At 72.0% G+C, this 20,428-nt stretch carries 23 protein-coding genes; 7 read left to right on the forward strand and 16 right to left on the reverse strand.

The genetic code is table 11. The features are described 5' to 3' along the window. Nucleotides 1-4: 4 nt before the first annotated feature. The 9 genes from ACZ7IF_RS13145 to ACZ7IF_RS13185 all read right to left on the reverse strand — a co-directional run bounded on the left by ACZ7IF_RS13145 (nt 5) and on the right by ACZ7IF_RS13185 (nt 8,343). Complete coding sequence (locus tag ACZ7IF_RS13145) at nt 5-1,828, reverse strand: AGE family epimerase/isomerase (RefSeq protein WP_470968513.1); 1,824 nt, start codon at nt 1,826-1,828, stop codon at nt 5-7. Nucleotide 1,829: 1 nt separating this feature from the next. Next, nucleotides 1,830-2,279 (reverse strand): VOC family protein, encoded by a 450-nt coding sequence (locus ACZ7IF_RS13150; RefSeq protein ID WP_470968516.1) that lies wholly within the window; start codon nt 2,277-2,279, stop codon nt 1,830-1,832. Then, entirely contained in the window at nt 2,279-2,890 is a 612-nt protein-coding gene (locus ACZ7IF_RS13155; protein WP_470968519.1) for a DJ-1/PfpI family protein, read from the reverse strand. Before ACZ7IF_RS13155 ends, ACZ7IF_RS13150 begins: the two co-directional genes overlap by 1 nt. Beyond that, nucleotides 2,883-4,487: a GMC family oxidoreductase gene (locus ACZ7IF_RS13160; protein WP_470968521.1), complete on the reverse strand. Its 1,605-nt coding sequence runs from the start codon at nt 4,485-4,487 to the stop codon at nt 2,883-2,885. Before ACZ7IF_RS13160 ends, ACZ7IF_RS13155 begins: the two co-directional genes overlap by 8 nt. Nucleotides 4,488-4,500: 13 nt before the next feature. Further along, nucleotides 4,501-4,872 carry a nuclear transport factor 2 family protein gene (locus ACZ7IF_RS13165; RefSeq protein ID WP_007262997.1) on the reverse strand — a complete coding sequence of 124 codons (372 nt, stop codon included), beginning with the start codon at nt 4,870-4,872 and terminating at the stop codon, nt 4,501-4,503. A 16-nt stretch (nt 4,873-4,888) separates the two neighbouring features. Beyond that, nucleotides 4,889-5,344, reverse strand: a complete 456-nt coding sequence (locus ACZ7IF_RS13170) for a nuclear transport factor 2 family protein (RefSeq protein WP_470968524.1) — start codon at nt 5,342-5,344, stop codon at nt 4,889-4,891. A 13-nt stretch (nt 5,345-5,357) separates the two neighbouring features. Further along, nucleotides 5,358-5,789 carry a nuclear transport factor 2 family protein gene (locus ACZ7IF_RS13175; protein ID WP_405981640.1) on the reverse strand — a complete coding sequence of 144 codons (432 nt, stop codon included), beginning with the start codon at nt 5,787-5,789 and terminating at the stop codon, nt 5,358-5,360. Between the two features lie 66 nt (nt 5,790-5,855). Then, nucleotides 5,856-7,499 carry a thiamine pyrophosphate-binding protein gene (locus tag ACZ7IF_RS13180; protein ID WP_470968527.1) on the reverse strand — a complete coding sequence of 548 codons (1,644 nt, stop codon included), beginning with the start codon at nt 7,497-7,499 and terminating at the stop codon, nt 5,856-5,858. Nucleotides 7,500-7,518: 19 nt separating this feature from the next. Then, a complete protein-coding gene (locus tag ACZ7IF_RS13185) occupies nt 7,519-8,343 on the reverse strand; it encodes a type 1 glutamine amidotransferase domain-containing protein (RefSeq protein ID WP_470968530.1) in 825 nt (274 codons plus the stop codon). Between the two features lie 283 nt (nt 8,344-8,626). On the opposite strand from ACZ7IF_RS13185, the gene ACZ7IF_RS13190 reads away from it, so the two are divergent. The 6 genes from ACZ7IF_RS13190 (at nt 8,627) to ACZ7IF_RS13215 (ending at nt 12,991) form a co-directional block, all read left to right on the forward strand. After that, on the forward strand, nt 8,627-8,893 hold the full coding sequence (locus tag ACZ7IF_RS13190) for a UBP-type zinc finger domain-containing protein (RefSeq protein WP_470969306.1): 267 nt from the start codon (nt 8,627-8,629) through the stop codon (nt 8,891-8,893). Between the two features lie 116 nt (nt 8,894-9,009). Next, a complete protein-coding gene (locus ACZ7IF_RS13195; protein WP_470969310.1) occupies nt 9,010-10,653 on the forward strand; it encodes an FAD-dependent oxidoreductase in 1,644 nt (547 codons plus the stop codon). Between the two features lie 55 nt (nt 10,654-10,708). After that, entirely contained in the window at nt 10,709-11,200 is a 492-nt protein-coding gene (locus tag ACZ7IF_RS13200; RefSeq protein ID WP_470968533.1) for a hypothetical protein, read from the forward strand. 77 nt (nt 11,201-11,277) lie between these two features. Beyond that, nucleotides 11,278-11,607, forward strand: coding sequence for a putative quinol monooxygenase (locus tag ACZ7IF_RS13205; protein ID WP_470968537.1), 330 nt, complete (start codon nt 11,278-11,280; stop codon nt 11,605-11,607). After that, on the forward strand, nt 11,604-12,083 hold the full coding sequence (locus ACZ7IF_RS13210; protein ID WP_470968539.1) for a group II truncated hemoglobin: 480 nt from the start codon (nt 11,604-11,606) through the stop codon (nt 12,081-12,083). Before ACZ7IF_RS13205 ends, ACZ7IF_RS13210 begins: the two co-directional genes overlap by 4 nt. A 188-nt stretch (nt 12,084-12,271) precedes the next feature. Continuing rightward, nucleotides 12,272-12,991, forward strand: a complete 720-nt coding sequence (locus ACZ7IF_RS13215) for a DUF4232 domain-containing protein (protein ID WP_470968542.1) — start codon at nt 12,272-12,274, stop codon at nt 12,989-12,991. Between the two features lie 174 nt (nt 12,992-13,165). Here the strand turns inward: ACZ7IF_RS13215 and ACZ7IF_RS13220 are convergent, their stop codons facing one another. The 5 genes from ACZ7IF_RS13220 to rpe form a co-directional block, all read right to left on the reverse strand. Continuing rightward, on the reverse strand, nt 13,166-13,537 hold the full coding sequence (locus ACZ7IF_RS13220) for a barstar family protein (protein ID WP_470968546.1): 372 nt from the start codon (nt 13,535-13,537) through the stop codon (nt 13,166-13,168). After that, nucleotides 13,534-13,974, reverse strand: coding sequence for a guanyl-specific ribonuclease (locus ACZ7IF_RS13225; RefSeq protein ID WP_470968550.1), 441 nt, complete (start codon nt 13,972-13,974; stop codon nt 13,534-13,536). The genes ACZ7IF_RS13220 and ACZ7IF_RS13225 overlap by 4 nt, the downstream gene beginning before the upstream one ends. A gap of 49 nt (nt 13,975-14,023) precedes the next feature. Continuing rightward, complete coding sequence (locus tag ACZ7IF_RS13230) at nt 14,024-14,242, reverse strand: hypothetical protein (RefSeq protein ID WP_470968555.1); 219 nt, start codon at nt 14,240-14,242, stop codon at nt 14,024-14,026. 127 nt (nt 14,243-14,369) lie between these two features. After that, nucleotides 14,370-15,383, reverse strand: a complete 1,014-nt coding sequence (locus ACZ7IF_RS13235) for a sugar-binding transcriptional regulator (protein WP_042800630.1) — start codon at nt 15,381-15,383, stop codon at nt 14,370-14,372. Nucleotides 15,384-15,521: 138 nt separating this feature from the next. Further along, complete coding sequence (gene rpe, locus ACZ7IF_RS13240; protein WP_007263012.1) at nt 15,522-16,208, reverse strand: ribulose-phosphate 3-epimerase; 687 nt, start codon at nt 16,206-16,208, stop codon at nt 15,522-15,524. A 135-nt stretch (nt 16,209-16,343) separates the two neighbouring features. Here rpe and ACZ7IF_RS13245 point away from each other — a divergent pair, with 135 nt between their 5' ends. Then, complete coding sequence (locus ACZ7IF_RS13245) at nt 16,344-17,609, forward strand: MFS transporter (protein ID WP_470968559.1); 1,266 nt, start codon at nt 16,344-16,346, stop codon at nt 17,607-17,609. Between the two features lie 189 nt (nt 17,610-17,798). Here ACZ7IF_RS13245 and ACZ7IF_RS13250 read toward each other — a convergent pair whose 3' ends face one another. Together ACZ7IF_RS13250 and fmt are read right to left on the reverse strand one after the other, a co-directional pair. Next, nucleotides 17,799-19,265, reverse strand: coding sequence for an RsmB/NOP family class I SAM-dependent RNA methyltransferase (locus ACZ7IF_RS13250; RefSeq protein ID WP_470968563.1), 1,467 nt, complete (start codon nt 19,263-19,265; stop codon nt 17,799-17,801). 52 nt (nt 19,266-19,317) lie between these two features. After that, nucleotides 19,318-20,262: a methionyl-tRNA formyltransferase gene (gene fmt / locus ACZ7IF_RS13255; RefSeq protein WP_470968567.1), complete on the reverse strand. Its 945-nt coding sequence runs from the start codon at nt 20,260-20,262 to the stop codon at nt 19,318-19,320. Nucleotides 20,263-20,428: the final 166 nt, after the last annotated feature.

A 20,428-nucleotide genomic window follows, 5' to 3' on the forward strand; every position in this document is an offset into this window, starting at 1 on the left:
GGCACTACTGCTTGGTCACCGGCCGGAGCCGGACCTTGACCTTGACCCGCCCCTGGACGTCGGGGAGGTGGACGGTCAGCGCCTCGGCGTCGAACTCCTCGTAGGGCTTCTCGTCGATCTCCACGGACGCGATCCGCACCGAGCCCGCGGGCAGCAGGTCGGGCGAGACGCGCAGGATCCGGTCGGGCAGGTCGGTCGGGTCGGGCTGGAAGTGGAAGTCCATCTCCCGGCCGTTGATGAGAAGGTTGTTGTAGACGGCGGCCAGGTAGCAGAGCTCCGCCGAGTGGTACATGGACATCGAGTGGCTGCCCTTGAGCCGCTCCGTGCCGAGCAGGTACGGCGTACCGCTGGCGAGCACGTTGAAGTAGACCGCTCCCTCGTCGTGGTCGAGGAAGAAGGTGTTGTAGAAGGCCTGGGCCTGGCGCGCCTCGCGCAGGTTCGCGTCGCCGCCGACCGTGCCGTTCAGGATGAGGTAGGCGAGGATCGCCTGCTCCTGCTGCCACCAGGCCTTGCGGTCGTGCCAGGCGAACCGGTACGACTCCTGGTCGCCCTCCTTCACGCGCTCCACGACGTCGTACCAGCCGCCGCGCTGCCGGTCGCTGCCGACGGCCGGCATGATCTCGCCGATCTTCCTGGCGAGCTGCTCGTAGGCGGGCTTGGCCTTCAGCGAGTTCATCCGCATCAGGTTCCAGGCGATCTTCAGGTTGTGCCCGACGACCGCGCGGTTCTGCTGCCAGCTGTGCGCGGTGTCGTGCGACCAGTCGCGGAAGAAGCGCTCCTGGACGAACGGGCTGTTCTTGTAGTCCGGGAACCTGTCCGCGATGGTGTCGAAGGTGTACTCCAGGAAATCGGCGTACTTCTGCTCGCCGGTCGCCAGGTACAGGTTGATGAGGTACGCGGGCGCGTGGTCGCCGACCGAGTTCCAGTTCTTGCGCTCGGCGTTCTCGCCCAGGGACTCGTGGTCGGCGCTGAAGAGGATCGGGTCGATGTGCGAGTAGTAGCCGCCCTGCTCCTCGTCCTTGAAGAACTTGTCGAAGAGCCGGATGGTGGCGTCCGCGTCGTTCCTGATCCGGACGTCGCCGGTGACCCGGTAGGTCTGGACGGGTCCGGCCAGCGCGTAGATCTGCTCGTACATCGGGATCGCGTCGTAGTCGTCGGAGAACTCCGAGGTGAAGAGCTTGCGCTCGCTGTCACCGTCGACGCTGATGCCGTGGTACCAGAAGACCACGTCCTCCTCGCTGTCCACGACCCGCATGTGCTTGCGCAGGTACTCGGTGCCGCGCTCGGCGATCTCCAGGTACTCGTCCTTGCCGGTGAGCAGGTAGGCCGAGGCCATGCCGTAGACCAGGCGGGAGATGGTGTCGGTCTCCTGGACGTGGCTGGCGGTCTTGTCGCCGCCGAGGCGGATCTCGGTGCGGTACTCGGTGAAGTCCACCGGGCCGTCGCCGAACTGGGCCCGCTTGTAGAAGTCGGCCAGCGACTCGATCTGCCGGATCCACCAGCCGGCCTCCTCGAAGCGGTAGTCCTCGGCGCCGCGGCCCAGGAACACCAGCCGCTTGGCGTCGAAGCGCCCGCCCTGCTCGGGGTAGTGGACCCCGTAGGCGAAGAGGAACCGGCCCGGGGAGAGCATCTCGTCGACGTGCCCGGAGGCGTCGACGTACGGCTCGTCCAGGTTGCGCACCAGCTCGGCGCTGGGCCCGGAGGCGAGGGAGACCTCGAACTCGCGGTCGTCGGTGGTCTTCAGCCGCAGCAGCCGGGACGAGGAGTCGAAGCGGACGACGTAGCCCGCGATCGTGTCGGAGAAGGAGAAGTTCAACGAGCCCGCCATGTCATGCACCGTCCTTGTCGTGTGAGCGGTCGTCCTCGTACCCCTGGCTGACCTCGACGATCACCCCGTCGGGGTCGCGCACCCAGACGGTCCGCCAGCCGCAGATGAAGTCGTCGAAGTCCAGGGGCCCCAGGGTCACCTCGGCCGCGTCGCCCAGTTCCGCGAGGAAGGCGTCGACGCTGTCGGTCTGGAAGGCCAGGTGCCGTATCCGGCCCGGGGCCGGCGGGCCGTCTTCGTGCGCCGCGCGGGCGGCCGGCTCGGCCCCCACCGCGAAGAGCTCCAGGTACGCGTCCCCCTTGCGCAGGAAGACGATCTGCGTGCCGCCGAGGTCGACGACCCGGGCCCGGGCGAAGCCGAAGTACCGGGTGTAGAACTCCTCGGTCGTCTTCTGGTCGGCGCAGTTGAGGCCCACGTGCGACCAGACCATCGTCCGGTCCCCGGCGGCCGGCATCAGCCGGCCCCCCTGCCCCGGCCCGCGGCGACCAGTTCGATGATCCGGCGGGCGAAGAGGTGGTGGTGGGCGCCGGTGCGGCCGGTGACCAGGTCCCCGTCGACCACCACGTCCTCGTCCACGTACTGGGCGCCCATGTTGCGGACGTCCCCGATGAGGTTGTTGTGGCAGACGACCTTGCGGCCGCGCACCTTCTCCGGGATCGAGGAGGCCAGCCACATGCCGTGGCAGATGATCCCCTTGAGCACGGTCGGCTCCTCGAAGGCCCGGCGCAGCAGCTCGGTCGCCGGGGCGAGGACGTCCACGTCCTCGGTGTAGCGCAGCCGGTCGGCGACCATGCCGGAGGGCACGATCAGGGCCGCGTAGCGGCGCAGCTCCTCGTCGTCCAGCCCCTCCAGGGACTTGGCCGCGGTGAAGGGCGCCCGGTACTCGTGCCCGGTGAAGGTGATGGAGTCGTTGCCCCACAGCCGGGTCAGGAAGTCGACCTCGGCCCCTTCCTCGGCGAAGCGGCGCTGGTAGTAGAAGATCTCCGGTTCGTAGAAGTCGCTCTCGACCAGGACCGCGATCCTGGTCCCGGTCAGCGCCCCCTCGCGCAGGACCACGTCAGGCACGGGAGATCCCCCTCAGGAAGTCCGCCGCGCGCTCGGCGATCATCGCGATGGCGGTGTGGCAGTTGCCCGACGGGACGGCGGGCATCACGCTGGCGTCGACGACGCGCAGGTTGCGTACGCCGTGCACCCGCAGCTCGGGGTCGACGACCGCGAGGTCGTCGATGCCCATGCGGCAGGAGCCGGCCTGGTGGTGGTAGCTCTCCGACTTCTGCCGGACGAAGGTCCGCAGCTCCTCGTCGGAGACGAAGCCCGGGCCGGGCTGGAGCTCCTGCTTGTACCAGGGCGAGAAGGCGGAGGTCGCGAAGAGCTCCCGGGCGAGCTTGACGCCCTGCACCATCCGTTCCAGGTCCCACCGGTCGCCCAGGTAGTTCGGGTGGATCAGCGGGTGGGCCAGCGGATCGGCGCTCGCGAGCCTGATCCAGCCGCGCGAGACCGGGCGTACGACGCCGGGCAGGATGGAGACGGTGTTCGGGTGGTCCTTGCCGACGATCACGTCGAACGGGACGTGGACGAAGGCGATCTGGAGGTCCGGGGCGGGCAGTCCGGGCCGGGAGGACAGGAACAGGGCGCTCTCGGACAGGTTCTGCGCCGGCGGCGGGAGTTCCTGGGTGACCTCGGCCATCAGCCCGGTCAGGACGTGGTTGTGGAAGTTCTCGCCCACCCCGGGGACGGCCGCGGTGACCGCGATGCCGTGCTCGCGCAGCCGCTCGGGGTGCCCGATGCCGGAGAGCAGCAGCAGCTTCGGGGACTCGATGGCCCCGGCCGCCACGATCACCTCGCGCCGGGCCCGTACGGTGTGCGCGCCGGGGCCCGCGGTGGTGCTGTGGCGGTCGCGGACGGTGCGGCCCGGAAACTCGGCAGGGGCCTGGAGCTGGACGTACTCGACGCCCGTGCAGGTGTCCCCCTCGAAGAGCAGCCGGGTGGACTGGGCGCTGGTGCGCAGGGTCAGGTTGGGGCGGACGAGCGCCGGCTCCAGGTAGGCGGCCAGGGTGCCCTGGCGGCGGCCGTCGGCGACGTCGATGTGGTGCCAGCCGGTGCCGAAGAGGCCGCGCCGGGGGCCGTCGGTGTTGAAGTCGGCGATCTCCTGGTGGCCCAGCTCGACGGCGGCGTCGATGAAGGCGCGGGAGACCGGGTTGGGGCCGTGCCGTCCGGCGTTCGTGATCCGCTGCGGTCCGGTCGTGCCGGTGGTGGCGGCGGTGGCGTCCTCCTGGGCCTCCAGCAGGGCGAAGTACGGCAGCACGTCCTCGTACGCCCAGCCGGCCGCGCCCTGGTAGGCCCAGTGGTCGAAGTCCGAGGCGTGGCCCCGGATGTGCATCATGATGTAGAGGTTGCTGCTGCCGCCGGGGGCCTTGCCGCGCGGTTCGTACGTACGGCGGCCGCCGAGGCCCGGCTGCGGGACGCTGGTGTAGCCCCAGTCGACGGGCCCGCCGAGCAGCTTGTACCAGGAGGACGGGTCGTCCACCTCGGGCGGGACGCGGGGGCCGCCGGCCTCCAGGACCAGGACGGAGACGTCCGGGTCCTCGGAGAGGCGGTTCGCGAGGACGCTGCCGGCGGTGCCGGAGCCGACGATCACGTAGTCGTACTGTTCCGTGGCCACGAGTCCGGTCCCCTCAGTCCTGGCTCAGCACCTGGAAGGGGGCGGTGTCGTGGTAGTTCGCCATGTAGGCGATCCGTCCGTCCACGATCTCGAAGTAGTTCATCACCTCGGCCTCGATGGCCTCGCCGGAGGCGCTGACGGCGCTGAGGTGGGAGACGGCCGCGGCCTTGGTCCCGTCGACCAGGAAGTGCACGGGCTCGTTGCGGAAGACCCGGTACATGGTCCCCATGCCCTTCATCATCGAGCGCAGGGTCTCCAGGCCCTCGATGTGTCCGGCGAGCTGCTCGTCCATGACCTGGTCGTCGGCGAACAGGTCGCACCAGCGGTCCCAGTCCCCGGCGTTGGCGTACTGGTAGTACTTGGTCAGGATCTCTCGGGCGTCCATCGCGTCTCTCATCCCCCTATCGGTCCCTTCGGGTCCCGTCCGGCGCGAACGGTGCCCAGAACTGGCTGAAGGCGGCCGCCGTGTCCCCGAAGAGCCCGTCGCGGCCCTCGGTGATCCGGCCGTCCCGCCACCGCATGAAGTGGAAGACCTGGTAGTCCATCCGCTCGTACGGGGAGGCGCTCGCCGGGTCGGCGCCGTCGCGCAGGGCGACGTTGCGGCACACGTCGGCGCTGCAGTCCTCCCCGACGAGGACCGCCTCCAGGTCCATCCGGAAGGTGCCTCCGGTGAGCTTGTGGGTCTGGCCCATCAGCTCCAGGAAGGCGTCCAGGCCCTCGTACCAGCCGGCGAGCGGGTGGTTGCCCGGCACCAGCCAGCGCAGGTCCTCGGCGTAGTAGTCGAGGATCCGGGCGCGGTCGCCGGAGCCCAGCGCCCGGTAGGCGGCCTCGACCCGCTCGCGTGTCACTCCGGTCATCGCCGCCGCCCCCTCAGAGCGAGCCCGAACCGGGCATCGGCGCCAGTTCGTTGACGGTGTACTGCTTGATCAGCGGTCCGTCGTCGCCGGCCACGAGCGTCCAGGTCTGGTCGGCGTCGAAGCCCAGCCACTGGCTGCGGGCGGCCGGCGCGTCCCAGATCTTGGCCTGCCAGTTGACGAGGACCCGGACGATGGCGCGGTCGCCCTCGATGACCGGCTCCACCTTGGTGACCGTGTGCACCTCGTCGAAGAACCGGTGGGTGACGGCGTCGTACCACCGGCCGAAGCCCTGGTGCCCGAGGAAGGTGTCCTCGGGGACCTTGAACTCCAGGTCCTCGGTGATGAGGGCGAGGACCTGCTCCAGCGGGAGGTGCCGGTCCAGGGCCACGTACCAGTTCTCGGCGAAGGCGCGGATCGCGTCCTCGGTCAGCCGCTCGGCGGGCATGCGGTCTCCTCCTGTCCGTCGGTGTGTCGCGTGGTGTGCCCCGGCCGGGCCGGGTGCGGGCACTGCTCAGACCTGGACGTCGACCAGGTACGGGCCGGAGTGGGCCAGCATCCGGGTGACGGCGGCCGCGGCCTCGTCGGGCTTCTCCACCCGGGTCCCCTCGGCGCCCAGCGCCCGGGCCAGCCCGGCGAAGTCGATCTCGGGGTGGGAGAGGTCGAAGGAGCCCGGGAAGGGGTGCTCCGCGATGTCCCGCTCCCGCCAGTACTGGGCGATGTTGTCGTCGAGCAGCCGGTACTTGCGGTTGTTGCAGACCACGAACTTGGCGGCGATGCCGTGCCGGACCGCCGTCCACAGCGCCTGGTAGGTGTACATCGACCCGCCGTCGCCCGCGAAGCCGACGACGAGCCGGTCCGGGTGGGCGAGCTTGGCGCCGACCGCTCCCGGGAAGCCGACGCCCAGCGAGCCGCCGCGGGTGAGGTGGTAGTCGCCGGGCCGCTCGGGCGGCAGGTGCCGGGTGACCAGCGGGGAGGTGGTGAGCGCCTCGTCGAAGACGATCAGGTCCCCGCCGGTGCGTTCCGCGAGCGTCCGCAGGAAGACGGCCATCGGCGTGTCGTCGTCCGTCCGCTCCAGGGCGGCCCGGGCCCGCTCGCGGGTCCGTACGTCCAGCCGGGCGGCCGCCGCCGCCCGCCGGGCCGGGGTCAGCCGCTGTTCCAGTACGCCGGCCAGCGCGCGCAGCGCGTGCCGCGGGTCGGCGGCCAGGCCCAGGTCCACGGGGTGGTTCTTGGCGATCTCGTAGGCGTTGAGGTCGATGTGCACGACCTTGGCTCCGGGCCGGAAGGGGTTCTCCAGTTCGGGGAACACCTCGGGGAAGACGTAGGTGCCGACGATCAGCACCCCGTCCGCCGCCGCGACCAGTTCCTTGCTGTGCGGGCCGAACATGTGGCCCGTCTGGCCCCGGCGCAGCGGGTGCGAGGCGGCGATGTTCACCTCGGAGGAGTCGACCTCGTAGACGTCGGCGCCCAGCAGCTCGGCGACGGCGGCGAGTTCGGCCTGCGCCCCGGAGAGCGCGACCCCGTCCCCGACGAGGACCACCGGGTGCTCGGCGCCGGCGAGCAGCTCGGCCGCCCGGCCGACCGAGGCCGGCGAGGGTGCCACGTCGGTGAGCGGCACCGTGGCGGGCAGCACGGGCTCGGAGTTGAGCTCGTCCAGCACGTCCATCGGCAGGGCCACGAACACCGGGCCCCGCGGCGGGGTCAGGGCGATCTTGACGGCCCGCCGGATCGTGCGGAGCACGGACCGGGGATCGGTGACCCGGGTCGCGTACTTGGTGACGGGTTTGGCCATGGCCACCAGGTCGGAGGCCATCTGCGCGTCCATGGCGTCGTAGCGCACCCCGGCGTCACCGGCGACCACCACGAGCGGGGTGTGGCCGCGCAGCGACTGGTAGAGCATGCCGATGCCGTTGCCCAGCCCCACGCCGGAGTGCAGCTGGAGCAGGGCCGCGCCGCCGGTGGCGCGGGCATAGCCGTCGGCGATGCCCGCGGCCACGGTCTCCTGGAGGGCGAGGACGTACTGGAAGTCCGCCGCCGCGTCCACCGCGTCGAGGAATCCCTGTTCCACCGTTCCCGGATTTCCGAACATGACGTTCAGGCCGTCGGCCTTGAACTGTTCGATCAGCCTTTCCCGTCCGGGAGTGGCTTCGGTATTCATCGGACTCCCCCTTTTTCCCCTACCACCCGTAGCGGGTGAGACCGTCCTCCAGGACTTCCACTATCTTCTGCCCCGTGAGGTACGAGTCGGGGGTGGAGCGGCCGGTCACGAAGGGATAGTCGACTATCACCGAAAGGGGGTGGCCAAAATTCCCGTGATAGGCGCCGCGCGGGCCGGTCGCATCGCGCAGGATGTACTCCAGCGGATACGGGGGCGGGCCCATGTTGAAGTCGGTGCCGAGGAATCCGGTGCCGTCCTTGTAGTCGTACTCCTTGCAGTGGCCGGTGACGTGCTTGCCCCAGATGATGCTCCTGCGGTCGTCCCAGTCCCGGGCGAAGGCCAGGCAGGCGACGCCGTAGCACTCGGCGGCGACGACCTTGCCGGCCTTCTTGAAGGCCAGGATCAGGGCGTGCACCCGCTCGTTGTTGGCGAGGTCGGCGATCGGACCGCTGCCGCCGACGATGAGGATCGCGTCGTACTCCGCGATGTCGGCGTCGATCTTGTCCAGGTCCCGGTGGTACTGCTCCAGCTTGCGCAGGTATCCCTCGTCGCTCGTGTACGGGCGTTCGGGGACCCACGCCTCGATGTCGAGGGGTGAGTCGAGCCGGTTCGACTGCTCGAACTCGCGGCCCAGCCGGGCGTTCTCCTCGGTGGTCACCGAGCGGCCCAGCGGGGGGTCGACGTAGTTCGCGTCGAGGCTCGGCGGAAGTGCGTGCGCGCGCTTTCCGGTCGGTGTGGCGAATACGATCTCGTAGCCCCGCTCGTCGAACTTGGAAACGGGCCCGATCAGTTCCTCGGACCAGTAGCCGTGTTCGGAGACAATGACCAGAATCTTTCTGCTCACAGATTCCTCCAGGCGCCGCCTGTTGTCGTTTGCGTCCCCCACACTGCGTGCGCCCGGGGCCCTCGTCAAAGCGCGTGAAGGCGACTTCGTGAGGTAGCGGGCAAGGTCGTGGCACCACCTCACCTAGTCGCCCGCCGAGGTCAGGAAGTACCCGCCGGACTTCCTGACCTCGGCCGGATCGGTGAACCGTTTCGGGTTCCCCGATTTATGGTCTGGACGCGCCGTGATGGACGGGCGCGACGGGGCGTACGAGTGCGCGAGGAGAGGGACGGGGACGATGACGATGGAGTTGTTGTGCACACACATCGACCAGATACGTCCGGTGAAGCCATCCGCGGAGGGCTGCGAGGAGTGCCTGCGGCTCGGTGACGGCTGGGTGCACCTGCGGATGTGCCTGAGCTGCGGACACGTCGGGTGCTGCGACTCGTCGAAGAACCGCCACGCCACCCGGCACTACAGGGCGACCACCCACCCGATCGCGGCCTCGCACGAGCCCGGCGAGGACTGGGCCTGGTGCTACGCCGACCAGCTGATGCTGGACCCGGCGTGAGCGCGGCACCGGAGGGCGCCGCCGCCCCCGCCACGACGGCCGCCACGGCGAGGACGACCGCCACGGCCACCGCCGCGGGCGCCGCCGAGCGCGCCGAGAGCCGCAAGCCCGTCATCCTGGCCGTGGACGACGACCCGCAGGTGCTGCGGGCCGTCCGCCGTGACCTGCGCAGTGCCTACGGCGACCGCTACCGGGTGCTCGGCGCCTCCTCGGCCGCCGACGCGCTGAAGATCCTGGACTCCCTCGACGAGCGCGGCCACGACCCCGCACTGTTCCTCGTCGACCAGCGGATGCCCGACGTCACCGGGGTGGAGTTCCTGCTGGAGGCGGTCAGCCGCTTCCCGGACGCCCGCCGGGTCCTGCTGACGGCGTACGCGGAGACGGACGCGGCCATCACCGCCATCAACCGGGTACGGCTGGACTACTACCTGCTCAAGCCCTGGGACCCGCCGCACGAGCGGCTCTTCCCGGTGCTGGACGACCTGCTGTCCGACTGGCTGGCCACCTACCGGCCGGCCTACGACGGGATCATCGTCGCGGGCCACCTGGTCTCCCCCGGCACCCACGCCGTCCGGGACTTCTTCACCCGCAACGGGCAGCCGTTCCGCTTCCTGAACGTCGAGCGGGACCCCGAGGCGCTGACGGTGATCGCCGCCGCGCAGGCCGACGCGGCGCTCCCGCTGGTCCGCTTCCCGGACGGCTCGGTGCTGGCCGCCCCGACGGACACCGAACTCGCCCAGCGGCTGGGCCTGGCCACCACCGCCTCCCGCCCGCACTACGAGTGCGTCATCGTCGGCGCCGGCCCGGCCGGGCTCGCCGCCGGGGTGTACTCGGCCTCCGAGGGCCTGTCCACGCTGATGCTGGACTCCCGCGCCCCCGGCGGCCAGGCCGGCACCTCCAGCCTGATCGAGAACTACCTGGGCTTCCCCTCGGGCCTCTCCGGCGGGGACCTGACCCGCCGGGCCACCATCCAGGCCTCCCGGTTCGGCGCCGAGATCCTGCACCCGGTCGAGGTGGTCTCCCTGACCCGGGACGACCCGGCGAAGATCCTGACCCTGGCGGACGGTACGGAGATCAGCGCGGAGACGGTGCTGCTGGCGACCGGGGTCTCGTACAACCGCCTCGACGCGCCCGGCGCGGACCGCTTCGAGGGCGCCGGGCTCTACTACGGCGCGGCGACCACGGAGAGCTCGGCCTGCATCTCCCAGCACGTGTTCATCGTGGGCGGCGCCAACTCGGCCGGGCAGGCGGCGGTCCACTTCGCCAAGTACGCGGCCAGGGTGACGATCCTGGTGCGCGCGGCCTCCCTGGACGCGAGCATGTCCCGCTACCTGATCGACGAGATCGACCGCACGCCCAACATCGAGGTGGAGGTCCGCACCACCGTCACCGCCCTGCACGGCGGGGAGCACCTGGAACGGATCACACTGCACGACGCCGACACGGGCGAGGACCGCGAGGTGCCGGCGCGGTTCATGTTCACCTTCATCGGTGCCCGCCCGCACACGGACTGGCTGGCCGGGGTGGTGGAGCGGGACGAGTACGGCTTCGTCCTCACGGGCTCCGACCTGATCGCCAACGGCGGCGAACTCCCGGCGGAGTGGAGCCTGGAGCGCGCCCCGTACCCGCTGGAGACCAGCGTCCCCGGCGTCTTCGCGGCGGGCGACGTGCGCGCCCACTCGGTCAAGCGGGTCGCCTCGGGCGTGGGCGAGGGCGCGATGGCGGTCTCCCTGATCCACCGCTACCGCTCGATGGGCTGAGAGCGAACGCCCTGCCCCTTGCGATCACGAGGAGAGCGGATGCAACGTTGATTACATGATTACAGCCGAACAGAGCGAAAAGCTCCGCGCGTGGTTCGCCGAGCGCCTGCCGGTGGACGTCTACGAGTCACTCGTCTCGGTCACCGTCGACCGGGAGGAGATCACGGTCGTCGGCAAGGCCCCGGCGTCCGAGTCGGTCAAGGAGTTCCGCGAGCGCACCCGCGAGCAGCGCGTCGAGGTGGCCCGCGAGGCGGAGGAGCTCTACCGCCGCAAGGTCGCCTGGGGCGTGAAGTCGGGTGAGGAGACGGTCCTCTTCACCCACCTCGCCGTCCCCGTCATGACCCGGCTGCGCCAGTCCGAGCGCCAGGTGCTCGACACCCTGGTGGCCGGCGGCGTGGCGCGCAGCCGGGCGGACGCCCTGGCGTGGTGCGTGCGCCTCGTCGGCGACAACGCCGACGCCTGGCTCGCCGAGCTGCGGGACTCCCTCGACAAGGTGCGGCAGGTGCGCGCCCAGGGCCCGGACATCCAGAAGTCTGGGTCCGAGTGACGGAAAACCTGTCCGGGTACGCATGATCCCGGAAAGGTAGCCGGGACGACCTGACCCCAGGGAGAGGCACGCAACCCATGACCACCACCGTCGAGTACATCCGCTACCGGATCGCCTCGCAGGACCAGCAGGCGTTCGAGGACGCGTACGCGAGGGCCGCCGAAGCCCTGGCCGCGTCGCCCGAGTGCATCGACTACGAGCTGGCCCACAACACGGACGACACCGAGCGGTACATCCTCCGCATCCGCTGGACCTCGGTCGACGCCCACCTGAACGGCTTCCGCAAGGGTGAGCACTTCCCGGCGTTCTTCAGCGCGATCCGCCCGTACGTGACGAACATCGAGGAGATGCAGCACTACTCCGTCACCGGCGTGGCGGGTCCGGGAAAGGCCGCCGGACAGTCATGAGCACGACGCCCACGATCTACGAGTGGATGGGCGGGGCACAGGCCCTGAAGAGGCTCACCGACGCCTTCTACGCCCATGCGCTGCGCGACGAGATCCTGGCCCCGGTCTTCGCGGGCATGGACTCGGAACACCCCCAGCACGTCGCGGTCTGGCTGGCGGAGGTCTTCGGCGGCCCGGCCGACTACTCGGCGCACCACGGCGGCCACCAGCACATGGCCACCAAGCACCTGGGGCGCGGCATCACCGAGGAACAGCGCCGCCGCTGGGTGGACCTGCTGCTGGACACGGCCGACGAGGCAGGCCTCCCGACGGACCCGGAGTTCCGGGCGGTGTTCGTCTACTACATCGAGTGGGGCACCCGGATGGCCCTGATCTACTCGGGCCCGAACCCGCCGCCGGTGGACGCGGCGAAGATCCCGGTCTGGTCCTGGGGCCAGACCCCGCCCTGGCAGCCGCAGGCGGCCGAGGCGGAGTGACACCCGGTCGGGGGCCGGTCCGGGCCGGCCCCCAACCGGACGTGCCACGGCCACTTGGGCGGAACGGTGACGTCCTGTCATGAGTCGGCAACAGAGCGCCGGTGGAGGGGCTCCGGGGCTTTCGCGGGGGGCATGACCGGGAGGTCGGCAACACCTCTCGACCCATGCGAAGCACACGGGGGCCCACCATGAGCACCGCCCGCAACAGATGGCAGACCTACGCCCTGGGAGCGGCGGCCGTCGCCGCGCTCCTCACCTCCACCGCCTGCGACTCCGGCAAGGACGACGGCAAGAACCCGACCGCGTCCGCCTCCCCGACCGCGTCCGCCCCCGCCTCCCCCGGTGCGAGCGCTTCCCCGAGCGCGGGCCCGTCCGCCTCCGCGAGCACGCCCGGAGGCGGCAAGGCGAGCCCCTCGCCGAGCGGCTCCGCCTCCCCGGCCGGGAGCGGCAAGCCCGCCGCCGCGGCCTGCACCGACAACGACCTCTCGATCACCCCGTCGCTCTGGCGGCAGGACTCGGGGCAGAACCTCCTGATCACGGCCACCAACATCAGCGACAAGCCCTGCACCCTCTACCACTACCCGTACGTCGGCTTCGGCACGGTCATCGAGGGCCCGCTCGCCCCGATGGGCTCCGCGCCGCGGGCGGTCGCCACGATCGGGCCGAAGGAGAAGGCGTACGCGGGCGCGTACCTCTTCCGCGGGGGCGAGCGGACGGTCGCCGTCACGGCGCTGTCCATCGGCTACCAGGACCGCGCGCTGGGCAGCAACAGGGAATCGGCGTGGCTCGAACTGGGCCTGGCCGCCCGGACCGGCGACCTCAACGTCGGCGGCAGCCCCAAGGTGACGTACTGGAACCTCGACCTCCGCGCGGTCGAGGACCAGCTGTTCAGGCCGGGCAAGGGGTAGGGCCAGGGCTAGGCCCTGGCCGGGCGATCTTCGCGGGCCCGCGACGTCCGGCACGGCACCTCGCCGCGTTGTCGGAGCGCACGAGTACGGCCGAGTACGAGCTGCGCTCCTCCGCCTTGCGATGCACCGCACCAGACCCCGCGGCCTGATCCACGAAGATCGCCCGGACAGGACCTAGGCGGAGAGCAGTACCGTCAGCGGGGGCGCCCCGTCGCGCTCCCGCTGCTCCCGCCAGAAGTCCGCCGCCCCCTCCAGTACCTCCGTGAGGGTGTCCCAGTCCTCCGGCCGCTCGGCCGCGTAGCCGCGCCACGAGGTCACCGCCAGCAGCCGTCCGGGGGCATCGGGCAGCCAGGACAGGTCGGCCAGCACGTCGGCCAGCGCGTCCCAGTTCCCGCCGAACCACTCCGGCGCCCGCAGGGCCCGCGCGCACCGCCGCATCAGCGCCGCCTTGCTGCGTACGCCGTCCAGGTCCAGCCGTACGACGCTCCAGCCGGCTTCCCCGGCGGTGGCCAGGGCGGGGGCGAGCGGCTGCGGGTCGAGGGTCATCGCAGAACCGCCTTGAAGGTCTCGTAGTGGTCGTCCGTGTAGTAGAACTCCCCGCCCCCGCCCGTCACGATCCGCCGGGCCCCGCGGTCACGCTCGCCCGGAGTCTTCACGGTGAACTCGTGGTAGTAGCCGCGCTTCTGCTTCGGCAGGGCCTTCTCGAAGTTCCCGAAGACGGTCCCGTCCTGCCGGTACGGGTACGGCCCGCCCCTGTCGATCAGGGCGAGCACCTCGCGCGCCTGCGGGGGCAGCGCGTCGGCCCGTACGGTGGGCATGCCCTTCGCCCAGGCCGGAGCGGCCGCGGTGGTGCTCGCGGCGGACGACGGACGCGCCGGGGCGGCCCCGCCGCCGCAGCCCGCGAGGGCGGCGGTCAGCGCGGCGCACAGGAACAGGGCCCCGAGCACGCGCGACAACGACCGGGGCACGTTCCTGAGGATCATGCCCTGATCGTGTCAAATATCCAATTCGGTGGCGAATCGCCCGGCGGCGTCAGAGCACGGACATCTTCCCGTAGGGACTCAGGACGCGCATTTGTACGGAACCGAAGTCGACGAGAACGGCCCCTTCCTCGACACCGACGACACGGCCGAGGCCGTGCTGGTCGTGGCTGACCCGGTCGCCCACGTCGAACCGCCTGACCGGCGGCTCCACGGGCGCCCTGAACGGGCTGGACGGCAAATGACGGCGAGGTACTGCTGATTTGGTCATTGGATCCAGTATGCGCCCGCGAGGGCGCTCCGCGACCACTCTCGCGGTCTCGATTGCAGCACCGTTCGCCCCGTGCGCCGCCGGGGGGCCTCCACGGGGAGGGTCCGGAGCGCGGGCCGGGGCCCCGTCAGTCGTCCGGGTCGGCCCGGTCCAGCGCCGGCCGCAGCCCGGGCTCGGACTCGGTCAGCAGGTAGTCGGCCACCGCCGTGTCCGTGACGAGGCTGGTCACCAGCCCGGAGCGGAGCACCGCGCCGATCGCCGAGGCCTTGCGCAGCCCGCCCGCGATCGCCACGACCTCGGGGATCCGGCGCAGCCGGTCGGCCTCGACGGTGATGCAGCGCTCGCCCAGGTCCCGGCCGACCCGGCGGCCCTCCTTGTCGAAGAGGTGGGCGGACATCTCGGCCGCGACGCCGAGCGAGGCGTAGTGCGCCCGCTCCTCGTCGGTCAGCATGTCGTGGACGGTCGAGATCCCCGGCTCCCAGGAGCCGATGGACACGGCGGCGACGGTGACCTTGTCGAAGTACTCGAAGGCCCGCGCGATCCCGGTCTGGCTGCGCAGCGCGGCCGCGGTCGCCGGGTCCGGGAGCAGCATCGGGGCGTAGATGGGGTGCGCGTCCCCGCCGGAGACCTGCGCGGCCCGGCGTACGGCCTCCACGGAGCCGCGCTCGGCGGTCCCGGCGTCGTACACGCCGGTCAGCTGGACGACGGTACACGGCGGCAGCCGGTGCAGGGAGGCGGCCATGTGGATGGTCGACCGCCCCCACGCCAGCCCGAGCACGTCGCCCTCGTTGACCAGTTCGCCGAGCAGGTCGGCCGCGACCGCTCCGAGGTTCTCCGGGTCCGGGGCGTCCTCGCTCGCGTCGGCGGGCGACTCCACCACGACGGCGTGCCGCAGCCCGTACCGGGCGCGGAGCGCGTCGGAGCGCTCCGCGTCCAGTTCCGCCGGTACCCGGATCTCGATGCGGACGAGGTCCCGTTCGAGGGCGGTCTCCAGGACCCGGGCCACCTTGAAGCGGCTCACGCCGAACTCCTCGGCGATCTGGATCTTGGACTTGCCCTCCAGGTAGAAGCGGCGCGCCATGGCCGCCGCCTGCACCAGCTCCGCGGGTCCCATCCGCAGGGCTGACCGTCCCGCCGACATTGCAGACACCGCGCTCTCCTCACTGCTGTTCACACTGTCGTGTTCACACTCTCGACTCGCCGTTCATCCTGTCAGATCCAACGGCCATTGATCAGCCTGGACGGCTTCCGTTCACCGAGCCGTCCTCTGGCGCCCGCCTCAGTGGTCGCAGGCCCAGGGCGCGGCGGCGATCGCCGCGCCCGCCTGGTCGCGCAGAGTACGGACCGCGGCGGCCGGATCGACCGCCCCGTAGACCGCGCTGCCGGCCACGAAGACGTCGGCGCCGGCCTCGGCCACCCGCTCGATCGTCGTGGCCGAGACCCCGCCGTCCACCTGGAGCCAGAGGTCCAGCCCGTGCTTGGCGATCAGCTCCCGGGTCCGGCGGACCTTGGGCAGCATGATGTCCAGGAAGGACTGGCCCCCGAAGCCGGGCTCGACCGTCATGATCAGCACCATGTCGAGCTCGGGGAGGATGTCCTCGTACTGCTCGATCGGGGTGCCGGGCTTGAGGGCCATGGCCGCCCGGGCACCCTTGGCCCGGATCTCCCGCGCGAGGCGCACCGGGGCCGCGGCGGCCTCGGCGTGGAAGGTGACCGATCCGGCCCCGGCCTCCACGTACTGCGGCGCCCAGCGGTCCGGGTCCTCGATCATCAGGTGCAGGTCCAGCGGGATGTCCGTGGCCCGGCTGAGGGACTCCACGACCGGCACGCCGAGGGTGAGGTTCGGGACGAAGTGGTTGTCCATGACGTCGACATGCAGCCAGTCGGCCCCCTCGACGGCCTTCGCCTCCTCGGCGAGACGGGCGAAGTCGGCGGACAGGATGCTGGGATTGATCTGAACGGCCATGCCCCCAAGCCTGCCATGCCTGCGGGCACTTCCGGCCACGGCCCCGGAACTCGGGGTTTTCGTAGCAGAGCTTAATTGATCATGACACGGATACTCGCTTGTCCTTCGCGGTGAAGTGCGACCAACGTTACGTACATGACAATCGCCACCCCCGCTGGCACCCCCACCGGTACCCCCACCGCTCCCCCGCCCGGAGCAAGTCCCTGGCGCAACCCCGACTTCCGCGCCCTGTTCGGCGCCGCGACCCTGAGCCAGTTCGCCGCCAACACCGGCTACATCGCCGTCCCGCTGCTCGCCCTGACCGCCCTCGACGCGGGCCCCGCCCAGGTCGGCGCCCTCGCGGCCCTGTCCACCGCCGCCTTCCTGCTCATCGGCCTCCCGGCCGGCGCCTGGGTGGACCGCATGCGCACCCGCCGGGTCCTGATCGCCGCCGACCTCTCCCGGGCCGCCCTCGTCGGCTCCCTGCCGCTCGCCTGGTGGCTGGACCTGCTCACCCTGCCCCAGCTGTACGCCGTCGTCCTCCTCACCGGCTGCGCCGCCGTGTTCGGGGAGGTCGGCTCCCAGAGCGTGCTGCCCCGGCTCGTCGGCCGGGACGGCCTGGTCCGGGCGAACGCCGCCATGGTGACCCTGATGGCCGTCGCGAACATCGCCGGGCGGGGCGCGGGCGGTGCCCTGATCGCCTTCCTGACGGCCCCCGTCGCCCTCGCCTGCGCCGCCCTCGGCCACCTCGGCTCGGCCCTGCGGATGCTGGCCGTCCGGCCGGTCCCGAAGCCGCCCGCCGCCGGGCGGACCCGGCTGCGCACCCAGGTCTCGGAGGGGCTGAGGCACGTACTGGGCCACCCGGAGCTGCGCGCCCTCGCGCTGACGGCGAGCATGATCAACCTGGGCGGCTCCGTGATCAACGCCATGCTGCCGGTGCTCTTCGTCAGCGAGCTGGGCCTGTCCGCCGCGGCACTCGGCCTGTTCTGGGCCGCCGGCGGGGTGGGGCTGCTGTGCGGAGCCCGGCTGGCCCGGCCCTTCGCGGCCCGGGCCGGCTACGGCCGCGCCCTGACCGTGAGCCTGGCCCCGGCGGCCCTGCTGGTCCCGGCGGCGGACCGCGGGCCCTGGCTGTGGGTGGCCGGGGCGGGCTGGCTGGTGTCCACGGTGACCGTCGGCTCCGGCAACGTCCTCGGCGTCAGCCTGCGCCAGCACCTGACCCCGGACCCGCTCCTCGGCCGCATGAACGCCACCTTCCGGTTCATGCTCACCGGCGCCATCGCCCTGGGCTCCGCGGCCTCGGGCCTGCTCGCCGAGCTCATCGGCCTGCGCGGCGCCCTCTGGACGGGCGCGGCGGTCGTGGCGCTCTCGTTCCTGCCGATCCTGCTGTCGCCGGTCCGCGGCCGGCGCTCCGCGGGGCAATGACCGACCCCACGGCTCCCTGGAGGACCGCGTGAAGACGGCTCCGGCGAACGTCCGGGGCCTGGACGGCCACCGGATCCTCGATCCCGGCGCTGTGGTGGCCGACGGCGCGGTGACTTGCACCGGCCCGCGCACCACCGCCCTGGACACGGCCACCCGGCCGACCGCGCCGGCACGCCGCCGGCCGGGACCTCAGGCCGTGCGGCGCAGCAGGGCCAGGTACATGGCGTCCGTACCGTGCAGGTGCGGCCACAGCTGGACGTCCGGGCCGTCGCCCAGCGCCGGCACGCCCTCCATGTACGGGCGGGCGTCGACCAGTTCGGCCGCCACCGGGAGGTTGCCCGCGCCCCGGCCCTTGAGCACGTCCTCGACGACCACCCGGGTCTCCGCCAGGTGCGGGGAGCAGGTCGCGTAGCCCACGACACCGCCCACGCGCACCGCGGCCAGCGCCTCGCGCAGCAGCGCCCGCTGGAGCGGCGCGAAGCCCTCCAGGTCCTCCGGGCGACGCCGCCAGCGGGCCTCCGGACGGCGCCGCAGCGCTCCCAGGCCGGAGCAGGGGACGTCCATCAGGACCCGGTCGAAGGAGCCCGGCAGCCACGCCGGACGGGTGCCGTCGGCCGCGATGACCTGGTACGGGCCCGGGTTGCCGGACAGCGCCTTCTCGACCAGGCGCGCCCGGTGCGGCTGCTTCTCCGAGGCCAGCAGGAAGGCCCCGCGCCGCGCCGCCAGCGCGCCCAGCAGCGCCGCCTTGCCGCCCGGGCCCGCGCAGCCGTCCAGCCACCGCTCGTCGCGGCCCTCGACCGGCACCGCCGCCAGGGCCATGGCCACCAGCTGGCTGCCCTCGTCCTGCACACCGGCGCGGCCCTCGCGGACCGCCTCCAGCGCACCCGGCTCACCGCCCTCGGCCATCCGGACGGCGTAGGGGGACCAGCGGCCCGGCAGCGCCGACTCCTCGCCGAGCGCCTCGACCAGCTCCTCGGGCGTGGACCGGCCGGGACGGGCCACCAGCGTCACCTCGGGCCGCTCGTTGTCGGCCTCCAGCAGGTCCTCGATGCCGGCGCGGCCGCCGCCCAGCGCGTCCCACAGGGCGCTGACCACCCAGCGGGGGTGCGAGTGGTACACCGCAAGGTGCTCCTCGGCGTCCTCCTCGTACGGCGGCGCGACCCGCTCCAGCCAGCCGTCCAGGTCGTGCGCGGCGATCTTGCGCAGCACGGCGTTGACGAACTTCGCCCGCCCGTCGCCGAGCACCACGCGGGCCAGCTCCACGCTGGCGGACACCGCCGCGTGGGTGGGGATGCGGGTGCCCAGGAGCTGGTGCGCGCCGAGCGAGAGCACGTCCAGGACCGGCGGGTCCACCTCGCGCAGCGGCCGGTCCACGCAGGCGGCGATGACCGCGTCGTACGTGCCCTGCCGGCGCAGCGTCCCGTAGACCAGCTCGGTCGCCAGGGCCGCGTCCCGCGCCTGGAACCGCTCGTCCTGCCGGGCCTTCTTCAGCAGCGGGGGCAGGACGAGGTTCGCGTACGCGTCGCGCTCGTCCACCGCCCGCAGCGCCTCGAAGGCCAGCATCCGGACGGGGTCCTTCTGCGGCCGGCGGTAGGGCTTGGCCTGCTTGCCGGCGCCCGTCTTGGGGGCGGGACGACGACGGGGCTGTTCGCTCACGTGAAAGGTGCTCCGGAGTTACGAGGTGCGGTTGCGTGGGGGCGGCTCGGGATCAGCCTACGTCGGCGGCGCCCAGGCGCTCGCCGGGAGCGATGCGCACCCCGCGGGCCCAGTCGGCGCCCTTCATCGGCTTCTTGCCCTGCGGCTGCACCCAGAGCAGCTCGACGGCGTGCGAGCCGGTGCCCACGAAGACGTTGTTCTTGGCCGGGGCCAGCACGCCCGGGGCGAGGTCCGTGCGGTCGGGGACCAGCCCGAGGGAGATCAGCTTGAGGCGCTCGCCGCGGAAGACGGTCCAGGCGCCCGGGGCCGGGGTGCAGCCGCGCACCACGCGGTCGGCGCGCAGCGCGGGGGCGTTCCAGTCGACGCGGGCGTCCTCGACGGTGATCTTCGGCGCGAGGGAGACCCCGTCGGCGGGCTGCACCATGGCGCGCAGGCTGCCGTCCTCGATCCCGTCCATGGTCGCGGACAGCAGTCCGGACCCGGCGAAGGCCAGGCGGGTCAGCAGGTCGCCGCTGGTGTCGGTCGGGCGGATCTCCTCGGTGAGGACCCCGAAGACCGGGCCGGTGTCGAGACCCTCCTCGATGCGGAAGGTGGAGGCACCGGTGACCTGGTCGCCCGCCATGATCGAGTGCTGCACGGGGGCGGCGCCGCGCCAGGACGGCAGCAGCGAGAAGTGCAGGTTGACCCATCCGTGGCGGGGGATGTCGAGCGCGCTCTTGGGGATCAGCGCCCCGTACGCGACGACGGGGCAGCAGTCCGGGGCGATCTCCCGCAGCCGGGCCTGGAACTCCTCGTCGCGGGGCCGGGCCGGCTTGAGGACCTCGATCCCCGCCTCCTGCGCGCGCTCGGCGACGGGGCTGGCGACCAGCCGGCGGCCGCGCCCCGCGGGGGCGTCGGGCCGGGTGACGACGGCGGCGACCTCGTGGCGCCCGGAGGCGATCAGGGCGTCCAGGGCGGGTACGGCGACCTCGGGGGTGCCTGCGAAGACCAGCTTCACTGGGTCCTACCTCGCTATCTCGGCTGTCAGCAGCACACCAGTCTATGGGACGCCCACCCCGGCCCACCTGCGGTATCGGGGGGCGTACGCACACACGCGCGCCTCTCGCATATGCCGACACGCCCCCAGTGCGTGACCTGGGCGCCCGGTGGCGCGTTGGTCAAGA

The organism is Streptomyces sp. NPDC037421 (assembly GCF_055602105.1).

Coding starts and splice junctions, on each gene's coding strand:
- ACZ7IF_RS13190 (WP_470969306.1), top strand. CDS start 8,627: ATGGAGTTGTTGTGCACACACATCGACCAGATACGTCCGGTGAAGCCA.
- ACZ7IF_RS13215 (WP_470968542.1), top strand. CDS start 12,272: ATGAGCACCGCCCGCAACAGATGGCAGACCTACGCCCTGGGAGCGGCG.
- ACZ7IF_RS13210 (WP_470968539.1), top strand. CDS start 11,604: ATGAGCACGACGCCCACGATCTACGAGTGGATGGGCGGGGCACAGGCC.
- ACZ7IF_RS13230 (WP_470968555.1), bottom strand. CDS start 14,242: ATGACCAAATCAGCAGTACCTCGCCGTCATTTGCCGTCCAGCCCGTTC.
- ACZ7IF_RS13170 (WP_470968524.1), bottom strand. CDS start 5,344: ATGACCGGAGTGACACGCGAGCGGGTCGAGGCCGCCTACCGGGCGCTG.
- ACZ7IF_RS13220 (WP_470968546.1), bottom strand. CDS start 13,537: ATGACCCTCGACCCGCAGCCGCTCGCCCCCGCCCTGGCCACCGCCGGG.
- ACZ7IF_RS13225 (WP_470968550.1), bottom strand. CDS start 13,974: ATGATCCTCAGGAACGTGCCCCGGTCGTTGTCGCGCGTGCTCGGGGCC.
- ACZ7IF_RS13175 (WP_405981640.1), bottom strand. CDS start 5,789: ATGCCCGCCGAGCGGCTGACCGAGGACGCGATCCGCGCCTTCGCCGAG.
- ACZ7IF_RS13235 (WP_042800630.1), bottom strand. CDS start 15,383: ATGTCGGCGGGACGGTCAGCCCTGCGGATGGGACCCGCGGAGCTGGTG.
- ACZ7IF_RS13145 (WP_470968513.1), bottom strand. CDS start 1,828: ATGGCGGGCTCGTTGAACTTCTCCTTCTCCGACACGATCGCGGGCTAC.
- ACZ7IF_RS13205 (WP_470968537.1), top strand. CDS start 11,278: ATGACCACCACCGTCGAGTACATCCGCTACCGGATCGCCTCGCAGGAC.
- ACZ7IF_RS13200 (WP_470968533.1), top strand. CDS start 10,709: ATGATTACAGCCGAACAGAGCGAAAAGCTCCGCGCGTGGTTCGCCGAG.
- ACZ7IF_RS13150 (WP_470968516.1), bottom strand. CDS start 2,279: ATGCCGGCCGCCGGGGACCGGACGATGGTCTGGTCGCACGTGGGCCTC.
- ACZ7IF_RS13245 (WP_470968559.1), top strand. CDS start 16,344: ATGACAATCGCCACCCCCGCTGGCACCCCCACCGGTACCCCCACCGCT.
- ACZ7IF_RS13180 (WP_470968527.1), bottom strand. CDS start 7,499: ATGAATACCGAAGCCACTCCCGGACGGGAAAGGCTGATCGAACAGTTC.
- rpe (WP_007263012.1), bottom strand. CDS start 16,208: ATGGCCGTTCAGATCAATCCCAGCATCCTGTCCGCCGACTTCGCCCGT.
- ACZ7IF_RS13165 (WP_007262997.1), bottom strand. CDS start 4,872: ATGGACGCCCGAGAGATCCTGACCAAGTACTACCAGTACGCCAACGCC.